Origin of the sequence: Streptomyces sp. NPDC048637, from assembly GCF_040650675.1 — a bacterium.
GTDB lineage: Bacteria > Actinomycetota > Actinomycetes > Streptomycetales > Streptomycetaceae > Streptomyces.
Genome location: NZ_JBEZHQ010000016.1, coordinates 12,111 through 29,105, shown reverse-complemented (window position 1 = coordinate 29,105; position 16,995 = coordinate 12,111). Strand labels below are relative to the sequence as shown.

Annotated in this window: 14 protein-coding genes; 4 read left to right on the top strand and 10 right to left on the bottom strand. The window is 67.6% G+C overall.

Annotation, left to right across the window (positions count from 1 at the left end; all coding sequences use genetic code 11):
- Nucleotides 1-192: 192 nt before the first annotated feature.
- Nucleotides 193-1,068: a glycosyltransferase family 2 protein gene (locus AB0C46_RS20670; RefSeq protein WP_362829363.1), complete on the top strand. Its 876-nt coding sequence runs from the start codon at nt 193-195 to the stop codon at nt 1,066-1,068.
- Here AB0C46_RS20670 and AB0C46_RS20665 read toward each other — a convergent pair.
- From AB0C46_RS20665 to AB0C46_RS20625, 9 genes are all read right to left on the bottom strand, one after another.
- A complete protein-coding gene (locus AB0C46_RS20665) occupies nt 1,065-2,018 on the bottom strand; it encodes a DUF5996 family protein (protein WP_362829362.1) in 954 nt (317 codons plus the stop codon). The genes AB0C46_RS20670 and AB0C46_RS20665 overlap by 4 nt on opposite strands.
- 203 nt (nt 2,019-2,221) lie before the next feature.
- Entirely contained in the window at nt 2,222-2,806 is a 585-nt protein-coding gene (locus AB0C46_RS20660) for an AAA family ATPase (RefSeq protein WP_362829361.1), read from the bottom strand.
- Nucleotides 2,807-3,065: 259 nt separating this feature from the next.
- Entirely contained in the window at nt 3,066-3,479 is a 414-nt protein-coding gene (locus AB0C46_RS20655) for a hypothetical protein (protein ID WP_362829360.1), read from the bottom strand.
- A 487-nt stretch (nt 3,480-3,966) separates the two neighbouring features.
- Complete coding sequence (locus AB0C46_RS20650) at nt 3,967-4,602, bottom strand: hypothetical protein (protein WP_362829358.1); 636 nt, start codon at nt 4,600-4,602, stop codon at nt 3,967-3,969.
- A 9-nt stretch (nt 4,603-4,611) separates the two neighbouring features.
- Entirely contained in the window at nt 4,612-5,259 is a 648-nt protein-coding gene (locus AB0C46_RS20645; protein ID WP_362829357.1) for a hypothetical protein, read from the bottom strand.
- Entirely contained in the window at nt 5,259-6,710 is a 1,452-nt protein-coding gene (locus tag AB0C46_RS20640) for a putative T7SS-secreted protein (protein WP_362829355.1), read from the bottom strand. Before AB0C46_RS20640 ends, AB0C46_RS20645 begins: the two co-directional genes overlap by 1 nt.
- A 72-nt stretch (nt 6,711-6,782) precedes the next feature.
- The gene (locus AB0C46_RS20635) at nt 6,783-7,079 is read right to left on the bottom strand and encodes a type VII secretion target (RefSeq protein WP_362829354.1); all 297 of its coding nucleotides are present in this window, start codon (nt 7,077-7,079) and stop codon (nt 6,783-6,785) included.
- A gap of 180 nt (nt 7,080-7,259) precedes the next feature.
- The gene (locus AB0C46_RS20630; protein ID WP_362829352.1) at nt 7,260-10,112 is read right to left on the bottom strand and encodes an AAA family ATPase; all 2,853 of its coding nucleotides are present in this window, start codon (nt 10,110-10,112) and stop codon (nt 7,260-7,262) included.
- A 411-nt stretch (nt 10,113-10,523) separates the two neighbouring features.
- Complete coding sequence (locus AB0C46_RS20625) at nt 10,524-10,892, bottom strand: ATP-binding protein (RefSeq protein ID WP_362829350.1); 369 nt, start codon at nt 10,890-10,892, stop codon at nt 10,524-10,526.
- A gap of 469 nt (nt 10,893-11,361) precedes the next feature.
- Between AB0C46_RS20625 and AB0C46_RS20620 the strand changes: the two genes are divergently transcribed.
- The 3 genes from AB0C46_RS20620 to AB0C46_RS20610 all read left to right on the top strand — a co-directional run bounded on the left by AB0C46_RS20620 (nt 11,362) and on the right by AB0C46_RS20610 (nt 15,521).
- Nucleotides 11,362-13,584, top strand: a complete 2,223-nt coding sequence (locus AB0C46_RS20620) for a LuxR C-terminal-related transcriptional regulator (protein WP_362829349.1) — start codon at nt 11,362-11,364, stop codon at nt 13,582-13,584.
- A gap of 315 nt (nt 13,585-13,899) precedes the next feature.
- Nucleotides 13,900-14,187: a hypothetical protein gene (locus AB0C46_RS20615; protein ID WP_362829348.1), complete on the top strand. Its 288-nt coding sequence runs from the start codon at nt 13,900-13,902 to the stop codon at nt 14,185-14,187.
- 260 nt (nt 14,188-14,447) lie between these two features.
- Entirely contained in the window at nt 14,448-15,521 is a 1,074-nt protein-coding gene (locus AB0C46_RS20610) for a peptidoglycan recognition family protein (protein WP_362829346.1), read from the top strand.
- A 271-nt stretch (nt 15,522-15,792) separates the two neighbouring features.
- Here AB0C46_RS20610 and AB0C46_RS20605 read toward each other — a convergent pair whose 3' ends face one another.
- Nucleotides 15,793-16,884, bottom strand: a complete 1,092-nt coding sequence (locus AB0C46_RS20605) for a class I SAM-dependent methyltransferase (protein WP_362829345.1) — start codon at nt 16,882-16,884, stop codon at nt 15,793-15,795.
- Nucleotides 16,885-16,995 lie beyond the last annotated feature (111 nt).

Genomic DNA, 16,995 nt, shown 5'->3' with positions numbered 1-16,995 from the left:
CGGCCGCCCCGGCGAAACCACCTCTCCACCACACCCGCCCGGGGCCGACCCGCCATCCATGACAACCATCCATGACAAGAACGTTCCCCAGCGTTCAGCGCCTGGATGTCGCCGGGGAAGCGCTGCGGCACGCAGTCGCCGCACCCGACGGCTAGCATCCCGACAAGACCGCCAAGAATGGAGCAAACTGCTGTGCGTCATCTGCGCGTAGGCGTCGCCATCTTGACCATGGGCAACCGTCCCGCCGAACTGCGTGCGCTGCTGGACTCGGTCGCCAAGCAGGACCTCCAGCCGGCTCACATCGTGGTCATCGGCAACGGCTCACCGCTCCCCCCGCTGCCGCACGGTGCCCTCGGTGTCGAGCTGAGCGACAACCTGGGAGTCTCCGGCGGCCGCAATGTCGCCCTGGACGAGCTGCGCAAGCTCGGGGACGTCGACGTGGTGGTCGACCTGGACGACGACGGCCTGCTGATCAGCCCGGACGTCTTCAGCCGGCTCGCGGAACTGCACACCCGCGACCCGAAGTTGGGAATCGTGAGCTTCCGCATCGCCGACGAACGGGGCCGCACCCAGCGCCGCCATGTCCCCCGTCTGCGGGCCGGCGACCCGGCGCGCGGAGGTCTGGTCACCACGTTCCTCGGCGGCGGGCACTCCCTGTCCGTAGCGATGCTGGACCGGATCGGCGGCTGGCCCGACGACTTCTTCTACGCCCACGAGGAAACCGACCTGGCCTGGCGGGCCCTGGACGACGGCTGGCACATCCGCTACGCCCCGGAGCTCGTACTGCAGCACCCGTACACCTCACCGACCCGGCACGCGGTCTACCACCGCATGGTCGCCAGAAACCGCGTCTGGCTGGCCAGGCGGCACCTCCCCGCCGTCCTGGTACCGCTCTACCTCGGCGTATGGACCGTACTGACGGCCGTCCGCAGCCCCTCGGTGGCGGGCCTGCGCGCCTGGGCCGCCGGTTTCGCCGAAGGAGTACGGACCCCGTGCGGCCGGCGCCGTCCGCTGCGCTGGCGCACGGTGTGGCGGATGACGCGACTGGGCCGCCCGCCGGTCGTCTAAGGGGTCCCTCCTGGCTCCGTCCGCAGACACGGATCCGTCACCCCGCCAGGGCAGGCGTGCCGTTCACGGTCCCATCCGGCACACCGGGCGCCGGCCTGATACGCGCTCTCATAGAAACCGAGCACGGCGGCACGGGGATCGGCCGCGGCACGGACCTCGTCGTACGGCAGCACCGCCAAGTGGCTGCCCCCGCGTTTGGACCACTGTGCCGCCGCGGGCTGCAGCGGCTCCTCGGCCAGCCCCGCGGGCTCCGGAGCGGTATAGGAGTAGAACGCGGGTGCGGTGAAGGAGTCGTCGCCGAACCAGAAGCCGAAGCTGATGACCTCCCGGGAGTACGCCTCCCGGGTCACCGGGTCCACCTGCCCGGGCTGGTCGATGTGCCGGTCGGAGAACCGGGTGTGCGCGATGTCGAAGGTGTGCCAGAAGTGGTGCACCGGGCTGACCTTCCCCTCATAGCCCGCGGCGAATTCCTCCAGCACCGACGCCACCTGGCTGAGGACCTGCCAGTAGCGGGTGGCATGCCCGGCATCGTACGTCGCATGCTCGGTGTCCTCGGCGAACGGCCGGCCGGCGTCGGGCAGGTCGAACGGCCGGGGGATGGTGAGCCGCACCCGGACATCCAGCGCGGCCAGCGCGTCCATGAGGGCGTCGTGAAAGGCCGCTACGGACTGGCCGACGAGCGGAAAGGAGACCGCCCGGCCGTCCAGCGTCGCCACGACCAGCTGATGCCCCACGAAGTCGAAATCGATCGCGAAGATCGGATTGCCGTCGAGCTGCCCCATCGGCCGGGTGGTGATGCCGCGTCCGGTGAGGTGAAAGGGAACGTTCCACCAGTGATTACGCCGAGCGCTGGCGGCAAGCCGGACCTTCCCCACCACCTGCGCAAAGCGATGGAGCGTCTCTTTGGTGCCCCGCCACTCGTCGTACGGAATCGCCGGAAACAGCTCCATCGTCCTCACCTTCCCCTTCCCGCCCGGCACTCCTGACGGCCGGACGGGCCCGGACGACCAGATCACCACGCCGGGATGCGCACGGCACGTCGCCGCACCCGAACGACTCCCCGCCGCACCCGCATGCACTTCACCTGCGACTGCACCGGAGGACCGGAGGATCGGAGGAGGACCGGACCAGACTGAGGTCAACGAGACGCAGGTCAACGAGACGACGGAAGCGCCGCCGCGATACGGCGGGCGCGTTCCTCCGGGCTGAGTTCGGCGGAGTCGATGAGAAGGTCGAAGGATTCCGGAGCGCATACATCGAAGTGACCTCTGCTGAGTCCACGGAATCTCTCGGGGAACCGTTCGGTTTCCCTTGCCTCCAGCACCGGAAGGGGAGCTGTGAGGTACGCCCAGATCACCGCGAAGCTCTGGAGGTCGCGTCGCCAGGCCGGGACGATGCCGGCGTCGATCGGCATCTCGTCGATGATGACGTTGTTCCCCTCCCGGAGGAGCGCCTGGACCGCTTGGCGCATACCGGCCAGAAGCTGCGCGCCGACCGCGCCGTAGCCGATCCGCAGGCGCGGACAGCTGTCCTGCGGATCGGTATCCCTGAGGTACGAGAACCCTTCGGCGTGCTCCGTTCCCTCACTGGTCCACCGGTGGGGCAGCATGCCGAAGAAGGTGTCCAGTCCCAGGACGAGGAAGGGATCAGAAAGGATCTTCTGGAGCTCTTCGGCCGTTGAGCTTTTACCCGCTCCCGACGTTCCGACCAGCACAATCGCCCGCCCCGGCGTCTTCATGGCGAGCGCTTCCCTTCTTTCCCGTACGCACCCACTGCGCGATCGGCAGAGGGCACCGCTCGCAGGTCAGGGGGTGGGCCCCAGCAAGGGGGTGAGCCCCAACAAGGGGGTGGGCCCCAGCAAGGCGAGGATGCGGCGGCTGGTGTGCTCTGCACGACGGAAACGCCGCCGAGCAACTTGAGGCGTATCGGAGGGATGACTGCCGGGGCGCGTCGTCGCACGGAGGGGGCACCGTGCCCTGGCGGGCGGGCCCGCGGTCCTACCCCTCGTCGTCACGGTCCGCTCGCCAGAGGCCCGCCACTGACTGGGCATAGGCGATGCGATGGTCGAGATGCTTGCCGTAGACGCGGTAGCGGGGATTTCCGATGTGCTGCTTGAGTGCCTTGCGTTTCCACACTCCTTGGGTGGTTTTCCAGACCGCGCGGGTCGGGGGATCGATGACGATGTCGCCTTCGGTGAGCAAATAGCAGATGAACTCGAAAAGGATGAGGGGAATGCAGAGCACCGACTTGATGATCGAGCTGATGGAGGCTCCACGGGCCCGCAGAAGGGGCTGCTTCGGCCGCACGATCTCATGGACGGGGCGCCACCTCTGCTCGGGTGGTGGCAGTCGGAGTTCAGCCAGGACCTGGTGGTCGGGCGTCAGGACCGTGAACAGTTGTCCCTGTGCCACGAGCACGACGATGGGCTCTGAGGTGTCCTTGGTGCGGTACAGGGTGTTGCGAGGTTCGGTGCCAGGAGGCAGCGCCCAGTTCGGGGGCGTACCCGCGGCGACGTAAGCGAATGGCTCGCCCCGAAAGGGCCTGACGACCCATTTAAGGGGGAAGGAGCATTCGCCGGGCTCACTTTTCGAGGGGTACGTAGTGTGGAACGAAACCTTCGTGGAGCTTTTCATGGTCTTCTCCTAACCGAACACCGAGCGGACATCGGCGGGTGTGGGGGACTCCTCCTCAGCCTGCGCGGAGAGACGAGAGGTGAGGATTTCACTGAGCTACCGCAAGAAGTCGACCCGTCAAGGGAGTTCGGCGGATCTGGGTGTGGAGTAACGGGACGGCCGACTCCCCGGATACGGAGGACGACCGCATCCGGGACGGAGCGGTACCGGAGGTACACCATCACCCGGAGGGGAAACAGAGCCGGGTGCGCCGGGCCCATCGGGCCTACGTGTCGTCGTCACGGTCCGCTCGCCAGAGGCCCGCCACTGACTGGGCGTAGGCGATGCGGTGGTCGAGATGCTTGCCGTAGACGCGGTAGGTGGGCTCTCCCATGCGTTGCTTGAGTGCCGTGCGCTTCCACATTCCTTGGGTGGTTTTCCAGACGGTGCGGATCGGGGGGTCGATGACGATGTCGCCTTCGGTGAGCAAATAGCAGATGAACTCGAAAAGGATGAGGGGAATGCAGAGCACCGACTTGATGATCGAGCTGATGGAGGCTCCGCGGGCCCGCAGGAGGGGCTGCTTCGACCGCGCGATCTCACGGACGGGGCGCCATTTTTGCTCGGGTGGTGGCAGTCGGAGTTCAGCCAGGACGTGATGGTCGGGGGTCAGGACCGTGAATTGCTGTCCCTGTGCGACGAGAATGACAATGGGCTCTGAGGTGTCCTTGGTGCGGTACAAGGTGTAGCGAGGTTCGGTGCCGGGAGGCAATGCCCAGTTCGGGGGTGTGCCCTCGGTGGCGTAGGCGAATGGTTCGCCCCGAAAGGGCGCGACGACATATTTGAGGGGGAAGGCGCATTCGCCGGGCTCACTGTTCGAGGGGTTCCGAGCGTGGAACCAAACCTTCGTGGAGCTGTCCATTGTTTCCTCCTAGCCGAACACCGAGCGGACGTCGGTGGGTGTGGGGAACTCCTCCTCGGGCTGCGCGGCGAGGCGGAAGGTGAGGGTTTCGCCGATATGCCGCAACCAACCGACGTATCGAGGGAGTTCGGCGAAGCTGGGCGTGGAGAGGGAGAGGACAGCCAGCCACCCGGGCACGGAGGACGGCACATACAGCTCGACATGGGCGAAGGCGAGTGAGGAGAGTGCTGAGTCGCCGTCGATTTCGGTGGAGTGGAAGGAGAGCACAGCGGGGCCGCACGGAAGGTCTACTTGATGAACATCCCGGTGCTCCTGAAGCGCCAGTTCTTCCTGGACGGAGGCGGCGACGACGGCAGGTTCCTCCTCGTCGACGCTCTCCACACGGGAGATGAGGTTGGCGGTGCTGACCTCCCCGTCCTCCGTTTCGAAGAGGCCCAGTGAGGCGTACATGACCCCGTCGGCCATCAGAGTGTCCGTGAGGTCGGCATAGACCAGCGCGGTGGTCTCGCGCTGGAACTCGGTGCCCGCCGGCCAGATCTTCTCGGCCAGTTCCCACAGGGCGGCATCAAGGACTTCGGCAGGGAGGTGCAGCGGGAGTTCGTGAAAGATGTCGGGTGTCTCGAACTCGATCGACACCTCGCGGTTCAGGGCACTCATCACAGCCTCCCGGCGGCGGGCGTACCCGGGGAAGTGAGGGCCGTGTGGGCATCGATCGCGATGCCCGGCACCTGCTGGGCAACTTGCGGGCCCTTGCTCCACCACGACAAGGGGTCGATGGAGCCGTCGGCGCGGAGGGCGGCGCCCAGGGAGTCCTTCACCCCTGTCGGAGTGAAACGACTCTCCATGACCTTGGTCAGGCCCTTGCTGAGGCCCGCTTCCTTAATGCTTGCGCCCACAGTGTCCTGTACGTGGCTGGTCCATGCGAGTTTGGCGCGATTGCCCAAGCTCAAGTTCTTGGCGGAGAACCTTTCGGTCCCCTCCACGATGGGGCGACCCAGTTTGGTCGTTCCCTCCAATTTCTTCCCTTCGAAGCCCGCGTTCTTGAGTGCTTCGATCTTCTTCACCTTGTCGATGGACTTGACCGCCTGTCCCTCGATGCGGGTCACCTTCATACCGACCTTCACCCCCCTCGCTGCCGCCCCGGCGAACTTCCCGACCGGGAGCACCCCGAGACCGTCGCCGACCAGGTCCATGACCCCCACATCTGCCCCACCGAGCTTTGCCGCGCCGTGCGCGGCCAGTGCTCCCACGGACAGTGCGCCGCCGGCGAGCGCGAGGGCGCCGGCGAGCGGCGGGCACCACAGCGTGAGGAGGGAGGCGACGCCGAGGATGCTGGAGGCGATGCTGAGCGCGTCGCCGATCGACTTGAGAAGGTCGGCGTGCTTGGTGCACCAGTTCTGGATGGAGTGGCCGAGGCGGGTGAAGGCATCGCCGAGGCCCTCCCAGAATCCGGGGGTGGGAGCGCCTTCGGTGGCCTTGCGGATGCGGCTGGCTATGCTGCGCGCCTCATCCTGGTGGTTGTCGAGGAGATCCTCCGCCTTCTTGATGATGGACTCCAGCTCGGACGTCGCGGAGTCCAGTCGCTTCTGGGTGAGGTCGACCGTCTTGTTCGCCTTGTCCAGGCGGTCGCTCGCAGCGTCGATCTTCGCCTGAGCGGAGTCCAGTTCCGTCTTGCTGGTGTAGTACTGCCCGGCGAGACTCAGGGCAGGGTCGGAGGCGGCCTTGTTGTAGGCCGCCTCCGCGCGTTCGTGCTCGGCGGTGCGGGTCTTCTGCTCATTCTTGGCCGCGGCGGCGTCCGCCTCGTACTGGCGGCCCTTGTGCTGGTACGACGCCAGCGCGGTGTGCCAGGACTTGAGCTGGGTGGCGGCGTCGCGCATGGCGTCGCGACTGTCGCTCACGTACTTCGGCAGGTCTCCGACCTGTCCCGCAAAGGCGCGGGCGGCCTCGCCCTCCCACACTCCGGCGCCCCTGCCGAGGCGGTGCAGGACGGAGTGAGCGGAGCTCAGGGAGCGCATCGCGGCATCGAGTTTGCCGGTGAGGTCGTCGACACTCTCCAGGTGGCCGGGAGCGGGGTTGAAGCCGAGTGCGGGGAAGTTCTGATTACTCATGGGACACCTGCCGAAGCGATCGCGGGTGAGCTGTGTGCAGAAGGAAGGGCGAGAAGCGCGTGCGTGACGGGGCTACTTGCGGCCCTTGTTGAAGGAGTCACGCAAGGCGTGTTCGACCGCCTCGTAGTTGCTCTTCGTCTGCTTCAGCTTCTCCTCGATGGCCTGGGTGCCGTCGGCGATCTTCTTGATCGCGTTGTCCCAGCTGTCGTGGAACTCGTCGCAGGCGTTGTCGAGGGTCTCCGCCCCGGTGCTCTTCGGCCCCACGTCCTTCAGCGCCGCGAGCGCCTTGCGCATGTTCTCCTGGCTGTCGTGCAGGTCTTTCAGCAGACGGTTGAGATCGTCGGCTTCGACCTTGAAGTACCCGCCCATATGTCCCCCCGGAGCCCGGTTACAGTTCGTCAGATTGTAAGCAGCGAACGGGGGGTGAAGGTCACAGGGTCCAGGACCCTTGGCCCGGCGGGCGTCGCGGGCCATGCCTGGACGGGCCACTCCGAGCGCAGCCACCCTCTGTCATCACTTCGCCTGCATGCGTTGGCTGACGGAATGCGGTCAGTCCTGTGCGTGTGCATGGCCGGGTTTCTGCCGGCGGATCACTTCGGTGGCGAGTTCGACGCGTGAGGTCATTTCCAGCTTGCTGAAGATATTGGACACATGTGTGCTGACGGTGCGTCGTGAGATGTTCATGCGGGTGGCGATCTCGGGGTTGGAGTGGCCGTCGGCGACATGGCCGGCGACGAGGCGTTCGGTGTTCGTGAGTGCCTCCCAGCCCCGGCGGTCCTTGCTGCGTGGTCTTCGGGTGCCTCGGTGGACGGCGAGGACACGCAGGCGGGAGGTCGCGCGGGCAGCGTCCCAGAGAGCGTCCAGGCGGGCGTAGATTTCCAGCGCCTGATCGAGGCGGGCGCGGGCCTCGGCCGGCAGTCCGCGGTGGGCGAGGAGTTCCGCGGCGTCGGCGAGGGCATGTGCCTCGCTCAGTGGTCTGGGTGCTTCGTGGTAGCAGCGAGCCGCTTCCAGGAGCAGGTCGGGGTCCCGGGTCAGCAGTCCCTGGCACCGGTAGGCGTCACCGAGGTGGTACGGCGCACCGCTGTGCTCGGCTCGCTCCTGAGCGGCGTGGGCGTAGCGTCGTGCGTCGGCGGAGTCGCCGCGGGCCAGGGAGAGCCGGACGAGGTCGGGTGTGAGAAAGCAGAGGGTCAGCTGGCCGGGCAGGTCGCCGATGCCTCGGTCGAATGCCGTCGCGAGCCGGGTGTAAGCGCGCTCGGCTTTGTCCTGGGCCTCGTCCATGAGGGCGTCGGCGCACAGCGGCAGGAACTCGGAGTACCAGGCGAGGGTTCCACTGCCGCAGGCCACGGCCTCGGCGGTCAGGTCGGCTGCGGCGGTGCTCTGTTGGCCGCGGTGTACCGCGATCAGTGTTGCCAGCGCCCGCAGGGCTCGGCTCATCGCGACATGCTCGCCGGGGTCGAGCCCGGCCTCGATGTCGGTCAGGGCGTCGTCCCAGCGGCCGGTGTGGAACGCGAGGATGGCGCAGGAGAGGTGGTACCAGGGCCGGAAGATGCCTCCGGTGCGTTCGATTGCCGTGCGGACGGCCGCGAGCGTGCGCTGCGCCTCGTCGCCGCGGTCGAGGCTGGTGTAGTGGTTGACCAGGGAGAGTTCCAGCCAGATCCGTTGCGCCGGATGAGCCGTTCCCGGCATGACCCGCGCTGCCTGCCGGGCCAGCTCCAGCGCCTCCGAGCCCGGCGCCTCAAGGAAACGCTTGGCGGCCAGGACGTGCAGGGCATTGGCCAGGGCAGGGCCGTCGCCGGCCTCCTCGGCCGCGAAGCGGCTCGCTTGCGCGACCGCTCCTGCCTCGCGCAGCCTGCCCAGGGCGAACAGGCACAGTGCACCGAACGCCCGGAACCGGGTCGCCTCGACCACCGGCAGGCCCGCGCTGCCACCCGCATCGCGGGCCTCGGTGAGTGCCAGGTCGGGCCGGCCGCCCACGAAGGCGGCATGGACGATGGTCCAGCGCAGGGCGAGTTCCGCTCCGGGGTCACGGGTCCTGGCCAGCGCGCATCGGGCCGTCTCCTCCGCCTCGGCCAGGCGGCCGCAGGAGAACTGGGCGAGGGCGCGGTGCAGTTGGAGACGGTCGTAACGGGGATCGCCGGGGTCGGCGAGCGCCAGTGCCTTGTCGATCAGCTGAAGAGTCATGGCGGGTGCGCGGGCGGTGAGCCGCGCTGCGGATGCCAGCAGCCAGGGGATGAGGAACCCTCCGGCCGCCGGGGCCGCATCGAGCAGATGCTCGGCGACCCGTTCCGGTGCCGCTCCTCCGTCCGCCAGAGCCTGCGCCGTCCGCAGGTGCAGCATGGCGCGGGCCGAGCCCGGCACCGCGTCGTACAGGACGTGCCGTATGAGGTCATGGCGGAAGACCAGCCGGTCGCCGGCGTCCCGCAGCACCCCGGCCGCCTGGGCCTCCGCGACGATACCGAGCAGTTCGTGTGTCGGCCGGTCCAGCACCGCCGCAAGATGGGTGACCGTGCAGTCGGCCTGCATCACCGAGGCGACGCGCAGCGCCTCCAGCACCTCATCGCGCAGGTACCGCAGCCGGTGCGTGATCAGTGCGGTCAGCGACGGCGGGGGACAGCCGACGGAGACGTCCGCGATCCCGTCGTGGATCTCGACCGCCTGCTCACGCAGCAGGGCAGCAGCCAACTCCCCTACGTACAACGGGTTTCCCGCCGCCCCCTCGGCCATGCTCCGTAGTCGCGGACCGGGCGCACCGCCACACACGTCAGCCAGCAGGACCGACACGGCGGGCGGGCTCAGCGGCTCCAGCCTCAGCACCGTGCCGTTGCCGAAGGCAAGGCTCTGGTAGAGGCGTTCGACCTCCCCTTCAGGCACCGGCCGGAAGGCCCCGACAACGAGAAGCGGCAGTTGGTGCGCCGACCGCATCAGCCGTTGCACCACCAGCAGACTCGCCGAGTCGGCCCACTGAAGGTCATCGAGAATCAACGCCAAGGGCCGCTGCGCACACAAGTCATCCACCAGACCCAGCATCGCCTCGACGCCTGCGAAGTCCACCTCGGCCGTCTCGCCCATCGCACCCGGCAGCCCATACCGTGCCTCGCCACGCAGAATCTCGGCCGCCCGGTCCCGGGAGGCATCGGTGGACGCCGCTTCCACTCCCAGACAGGCCGAGATCAAAGCGAACGGAAGCTGCCGTTCCAGCTCCTGGGCCGCCGTGTGCAGCGTCCGCATCCCCAGCGACTCCGCGGTCGCCGCGGCCAGCTCCAACAGGGCCGTTTTGCCCAGGCCGGCCTCACCGACGACGAACGCCGACTGCCCCGCCCCTGCCATCGACGATGCCGCCAGCCAGGCCAGTACCGCCGTCTCGGCCTCACGGCCGACAAGGCGACCCGAGAAATGCTCCATGCCCTCACCTTTGCGCGCGGACCTCTATGAACCCAGGGCCCTCTGCGACCTGTGCGCCACCCACCGGCCTTCCGGCCCACGCCGGGCGGAACGCGGACGGTGCATACGTCGTGGTCGGCAGCGGCGAGCTGGGGATCTTGCGATGGGTACGGCCGGCCGGGGTGTCTGCCCGGCGCCGGAGGCCGTCTCAAGAGACCTTCCACGCGGTCTCGGGGTACGTTCACCCGCGCGACCGCCCGCGGGTGCGGTCGGCGCCGGGCGTCGGCATGCTCGAATTCCTGGGTTTCCAGCGGTGCGGGAGCCGGATCGGGCCCGCCTTCGGCGGACACGTGCGGCAGCCGCCTGTCCGGCCGGCCGGGTATCGCACGCTCACGTAGGTGTCCCTCTCCTCGGTGAGGTCGTCACAGCCGTTCAGAGCTCAAGGTCGAACCAGACTGCTTTGCCCCTCCCGGAGGCGCGGCTGCCCCATTCACGGGCGAGCTGCTGGACCAGCAGCATGCCCCGGCCGCCCTCATCCCCGTATTGAGCCCTGCGCACGGTGGGTGCCGTGGGGTTCGTGTCCTGCACCTCGCAATGGATCGCGCCGCGCTGAATGGACAGCGACAACCGGATCGAGCCCGGGGCATGGCGCAGCGCGTTGGTGACCAGTTCGCTTGCGAGGAGCTCGGCAGTGGTGCTGTGGGTGGTCAGCCCGCGGGCGGCGAGATGACCGCGGACAGCGGCCCTCACCCGCCGCACCGACAAAGGAGCCGGCATCACTATCAGACAGAGCGGGCCCATGAGCCGTTCCTCCCACTCGACAGGTCTGCGACAACGCGACAGGTTCACCCTGCGCCAGGAAGGAGGCCAGGAACGTCGGGAGAAATACCTATTCGGCTACCTATATACGTGTTACGTACACATACGGCGGAGGCGGCCGAATGCCGCAGAGCTCCGGGCCCGGAGCAACGCCGACTACGCGCACCCGGGGCTCCGGGGCCGGCGGCCGGGACCCACGCGCCACGGCCACTCGCCGGCTCGCGCCGCCGTCAGCCACGCACCCGAGTCACACGCCATGGAGGCGACGCGACATACTGAAGGCACAGTACGATTATTTTGTCCGGTATACGACGTTGGTTGCTTCGATATGACTCTTCGGACTGCACCAAACACTCGGGAGGGTTTCCGCGACCTGCCGACCGGCATCACCAGCTTCATCGGACGGCGACGCCAGATCGCTGATGCGAAACGACTCCTGTCGACATCTCGCTTGCTGACGCTCACCGGCCCCGGCGGGGTCGGCAAGACCCGCCTGGCCCTGCGGGTGGCCGACGGCCTGCGCGGGCGGTTCCGCGACGGAGTGCGGTTCATCGAGCTCGCGGAGCTGCGGGACGCGTCACTGCTCGCTCAAACGGCAGCGCAGAAGCTCGGCCTGCAGGACCAGTCCTCGCACCCAGCGATCGACACGGTCATCGACCACCTCCAGCCGCGCCAGATGCTCCTCGTGCTCGATAACTGTGAGCATCTGATCGAAGACTGTGCGCTGTTCGTAGACACCCTTCTGCGGCACTGCCCCCAGGTGCGGACCCTGGCGACGAGCCGGCAGTCACTCGATGTGTACGGCGAGACGACCTTGCTGGTCCCTCCGCTGCCGGTGCCCGATCCCGAGCAGACACTGTCACCCGAGGCACTGACGCAGTACGACTCGGTACAGCTGTTCGTCGAGCGCGCCAGGGCCGTCCTGCCCGAGTTCGACCTGCGCGACCAGAACTGCGCGGCGCTCGCCCGCCTGTGCCACGGCCTCGACGGGATCCCACTGGCGATCGAGCTGGCCGCGGTGTGGCTGCGTGCCCTGTCGTTGTGCCAGATCGAGGAACGACTGTCCGAGCGATACCGCCTGCTCACCGGAGGCCCACGGGGTGCACCCACCCGGCAGCGGACGCTGCGCGCGTTGGTCGACTGGAGCTACGAGCTGTGCTCGGAGGCGGAGGAGCGGACCTGGAACCGCGCATCGGTCTTCTCGGGCGGCTTCGATCTGACCGCCGTCGAGCATGTCGCCGGCGGCGATGGGGTGAACCCCGAGGAGATACCCCATGTCGTCCGTTCCCTGGTCGACAAGTCCATCCTGATCCGGGAAGAGCAGGACGAGTTCGTGCGCTACCGGATGCTGGAGACGATGCGGGAGTACGGCCAGGAGCGGCTCGTGGCGGCCGGTGAGAGCGCTGCCGTGCGACGCCGCCACCGCGACTGGTACGCGGGCCTGGTTGCCCGCTACGAGGCGGAGGGGATCGGGCCGGATCAGGAGGCCTGGATCAGGCGCCTGCGGCATGAGCACGCCAATCTGCGGGTCGCGCTCGACTTCTGCGTCACACAGCCGGGTGAGGCCATCGTCGCACTGCGCATGGCCGTCAATATCGACGAGCTCTGGAGCATCCGCGGTATCAATTCGGAGGCACGCCACTGGCTCGATCAGGCGCTGGCGGCAGCACCGGAACCCACCCACGAACGTGTCTCGGCCCTGTGCCTGAACGCCTGGTATGCGCTGCTGCAGGGCGACTTCGACGCTGTGGCGCCGATGCTTGCCGAGGCGTCCGAGCTGGGCAAGCGGCTCGGCGGCGCGGGCCAAGCCGCCTTCGTGACGCTCGTCCAGGGCATGGTGGCCCTGTTCACCGGAGAACTGGAGGGTGCGGCATCGCTCCTCGGCGACGCCCTGTCCGGGTTCCGGGCCGCACACTCGGCCCGCGGCGAGCTGTTCGCGCTGAACATGTTCGGGCTCACCCTGGGCCTGCGGGGCGAACGCGAGCGGAGCGTGGCCCATATCAACGAATGCATCGCCAAGGCGTCCCAGCGCGGTGAGACATTCTGGCGTTCGTGGGCGCTGTGGGCCCTCGCCTTCATCGAGGTCGACCACGACCCGGATCGAGCGGAGGCGGCAGGAAAAGAGGCCCTGGGCATCGCCAACCGCATGAACAGCAAGAACGGGGCGGCCTTCGGGATCGACACCCTCGCCTGGGTGAACGAACGGCAAGGGCGACACACACGGGCCGCCACCCTCTTCGGTGCTGCCGCCGCCCTGTGGGACGAGATCGGTGCTTCCCCGGACTCCTACCTCCCCATGGGGAAGGTTCGCCGTCAGTACATCACCATGACACGGACAGCCATCGGCGACGACCGCTACGAAACCGCCTTCCAAAACGGATATCAACTCCGCGGGCAGCAAGCAGTCGCATACGCGCTGGAGAACCACGCGCCCGTGACGGCGGCGACGCGACGCCCCGACGGGGAAACACCACTGACCCCGCGGGAGCGGCAGATCGCCGCGCTGGTCGCCGAGGGCCTGTCGAACAAGGCGATCGCGGCAAGGCTGGTCATCGCCCCGCGCACTGCCGAGGCGCATGTGGAGCACATCCTCACCAAACTCGGATTCACCTCCCGGGCACGGGTGGCTACCTGGTTCGCCATGCAGAATTCCGCGCCCACGGCCGGTGAGTGATCGCTTTGCGGGCCCGGCCGGTACCGCGCTGCCGCATGCAGCCGTAACCGCCATGGAACTCCGGGTGAACGAACGGCGATAACAAAGCGTTTCCTTCCCCGTGCTCTCCGTCATGCACGTCCTCCCGGGACTCACCCCCTGCTCACAGATGTTCCTCCAAGCGGACAGAACTCCGTCAGTTGACGGATGCATCAGCCCCTGCACGGTCGTAGCTTGATGACGCCCACGACAGACCACGGAAGGGGGTGAGCCGATACATGGCCACCCGTCTGGGCTGACTCCGAAGAACACAAACTGCCGAAATAAGAGAACGTCATGACCGTTGACGCGATCCCGTACCGCCTGACACGTACATTCGCGGCATTCCTCGTGCTCTCGCTCACCATCGGGTTGGCGGCGCTCACTGCTGGACGGGGCCACACAGAAAGTCCCACCGCAGAGAACCGAACTGTCGGCATCATCCGGGTCTGGATTACCCCTCAGGGCCCGTTCATTGACACACCGAGTGTGATCACCGTCCGCCAGAGCCCTGGAGCCGATACCGGTCCCACGTTCTTTCCGGTGCCTCCTGAGACCGCCGACGTCCTTCCCGGCGTGCGCTGAGAAATCACCTCCGCAGCGGTCCACATCAAGGCCTGGATGACAGCGCGTTGATCTCAGAACGAGCAGCCGCGGACCTGAATCCGCTCCCGGCCGGCTCAAGTGACGCTCATTCCCTCACCTTTACGCAACCATGGAGTAGTACCGTGACCGATCCGTCCGCGACGCCCTCTTCGCCGTCCCATCGCCGTCAGTCCCGTGTCCCTCGCCGCACGGTGGTGGGCGGACTCGGGGCCACGGCCGCAGCAGCAGTTCTCGCACCGGTGGTTTCGGCGACCACGTCGTCCTCGCCTGCGTCCGCTGAGGATTCCGCCGACTCCCCGAAGCGCATCGAGAACATTCCCGAGACGCGGGCGCAGGCCGCCGATACAAGCGAAGGCGTACAGCAGGCCCTGCAGACTGCGGAGTTCCCCATCCACTACCTCGGACTCACCTGGGTCGGGGCCAAGCGCGGGGCAGCCATCCGGTTCCACCAGGCGGACGGGGCCATGGGCACCTGGCAGGATCTGCGCGCCGGCTGCGCCGGTGGAGTGGACGGCACCGGGCTGACCGACTCCGCAAGAGCGGCCGCCGTACTCGTCCCGGCGGCCGGGGCCTTCGGATATGAGCTGTCCCTGCCCGACGGTGCGGAGAGCGTCTGCTCGATCGCGATCGATGCGACGAAGGGGCCGGTGCGCCAGGTCATCCTTCCTGCCGAACCGACCAGGGCGTTGGGGCAGCGGTACTTCTCCCGCGCGGCCTGGGGAGCGGACGAGGCCAAGCGCTTCTACAAGGACGGCACTGAATCCTCAAAGCCGATCTACTTCCCGGTTCAAGCCCTGACCGTGCACCACACCGTCACACCGAACAACGACCCTGATCCAGCGGCCACGGTGCGCGCCATCTACGAGCAGCACGCCTCCAAGGACGGCGCCGACTACGGCGATATCGCGTACCACTTCCTCATAGACGCGGAAGGCCGGGTCTATGAGGGACGTTATTCCGGAGAGGACGGCATCCCGGCCCATGACAAGGAGGGAAATGCGGTCACCGCTTTCCATACCAAGGGTTACAACTCGGGCAATATCGGGATCGCTCTGCTGGGAACGTTCACCGACCAGCAGCCGACGGACGCCGCTCGCGAGAAACTTGTCGTCTTGTTGGCAGGGCTCGCCAAGGCACACAGCCTCGACCCCGAGGCGAACATCACCTTCATTAACCCGAGGGATGGCGTCAAGAAGAACGTCCCGGCGATCAGTGGCCATAAGGACTGGCAGGCAACGGAGTGCCCCGGCGCTGCGTTGCAAGGCGAACTCTCGACCATCCGCCGCGAGGTCGCCGCGTTGGTCAAGCGCTGATCGGTCTGCCCCGGCACGAGGGCAGCCGGGGCCACCGACGGACCGCAGAGCCTGCCCCCACGGGGACAGGCTCTGCGGTCGTTCGGGTGCTGGTGTGGGGTGGAGACGGAGGACCTGGCCCGGTGACGGGTACTGGCCGGCGCGGTCTCGGACGAGGGCTGCGGGGTGGATTGTTCAGGATGCCGACGGTGCAGGACCAGGGGCCGGAAGCGGCGCCGGCTCGGCGGAGGCATGCACCGCCGGCACGATCAGCCTCCGCCGCAGCAACCGGTCAGACTCTCTTGGCCAGCAGGATCCGGTGCATCGGCGCCTCCAAGGTCGCGACCCGCTGGAGCCCGACGCGGGCGAACCAGCGGTCGTAATCCTCAAAGGTGTGCACGTCTCCGTCACCGGTACTGGCTATGCACGCTGCGAAGAGCAGCGCGAACCGGTCCTGCGGTGTCTTCACCTCCCGCTCCGCATGGAGAATCTGGTCGATGACGACGACTGTCCCGTCGGCGGCCACGGATTGCGCGGCGAGATCCATCAGGCGCTCCGCGGAATGCGGCGTGAGCATATGGAAGATATTGGCAAAGAGAAGGGTGCCGTACCCGGTACCCCAATTCCCGTCCCGGAAGTCACCGGCCCTGGTGGTGAACCGGTCCGCCACATCAAGTCGCCGGCTCTGGTCGACGGCCAGCGGTACGATCCGCTCGGTGTCCAGACCCACCGCGTGCCAAGCAGGGAATTCCTGCAGCAGCAACTGGCTGTACAGTCCGGTCCCGCAGCCGACGTCGAGCACCGCGGCCGGGGCTCGACCGTCAGCGCCGCGTCGACGCAGCTCGTTCGTGAGCGCGTCGACAACGGGCGGGGCCCAGAAGTTGATCCCGCCGACCAGTGACTGGTAATCCACATCCGTCAGCCCGTTCCCGCTTTCCGCACCAGAGCTGTCGCGGGCGCCATGGCGCACCGCCTCGCTCAGATTCGCCCATGCGGACCAGGCGACCCTGCGGTCGTGGATCATTTTTCCGGTGATGCTGAAAATGCCCCCGGGCAGCAGACATTCCTCGGCTTCGGCGGACAGCAAGTAGAAAAAGCCGTCTACGCCGCGGATACGGTCGATGACGTCGTACGCGTACAGGGCGTCGAGCAGCACACGGGTGGTCCGCGGGTCGGTCCGCAGCGCGGTCGCCAGGTCGTCAGCCGTCAGAGGACCGGCCGCCAGCGCCTCGAACACCCCAACATCGTAGGCCGCCTCCATGATGGCGGGGGCCCACAGCCCGATGAGGTGCTCGTAGAACTTGTGGGCGGTGCGGACGACTTTGTCCGTATGGGTGCCCGAGGGCAGCAGGGAGGTATCGACGAGGGGGTGCACAGCGGTCACGGTCGGTTTCTCATTCGTGAGTATCGGTTCCAGATCAGCTCGTGAGTGAGTTGCTGGACTGTGGACGTGGGTGGGGTGCGTAGCGGCGAGGCAGGCGCCGGGCAGACTTCT

What these genes read in the sequence shown, in the direction of transcription:
- AB0C46_RS20660 (WP_362829361.1), bottom strand. Translation starts at nt 2,806, where the DNA reads ATGAAGACGCCGGGGCGGGCGATTGTGCTGGTCGGAACGTCGGGAGCG.
- AB0C46_RS20630 (WP_362829352.1), bottom strand. Translation starts at nt 10,112, where the DNA reads ATGGAGCATTTCTCGGGTCGCCTTGTCGGCCGTGAGGCCGAGACGGCG.
- AB0C46_RS20615 (WP_362829348.1), top strand. Translation starts at nt 13,900, where the DNA reads ATGACCGTTGACGCGATCCCGTACCGCCTGACACGTACATTCGCGGCA.
- AB0C46_RS20665 (WP_362829362.1), bottom strand. Translation starts at nt 2,018, where the DNA reads ATGGAGCTGTTTCCGGCGATTCCGTACGACGAGTGGCGGGGCACCAAA.
- AB0C46_RS20650 (WP_362829358.1), bottom strand. Translation starts at nt 4,602, where the DNA reads ATGGACAGCTCCACGAAGGTTTGGTTCCACGCTCGGAACCCCTCGAAC.
- AB0C46_RS20640 (WP_362829355.1), bottom strand. Translation starts at nt 6,710, where the DNA reads ATGAGTAATCAGAACTTCCCCGCACTCGGCTTCAACCCCGCTCCCGGC.
- AB0C46_RS20625 (WP_362829350.1), bottom strand. Translation starts at nt 10,892, where the DNA reads ATGGGCCCGCTCTGTCTGATAGTGATGCCGGCTCCTTTGTCGGTGCGG.
- AB0C46_RS20635 (WP_362829354.1), bottom strand. Translation starts at nt 7,079, where the DNA reads ATGGGCGGGTACTTCAAGGTCGAAGCCGACGATCTCAACCGTCTGCTG.
- AB0C46_RS20645 (WP_362829357.1), bottom strand. Translation starts at nt 5,259, where the DNA reads ATGAGTGCCCTGAACCGCGAGGTGTCGATCGAGTTCGAGACACCCGAC.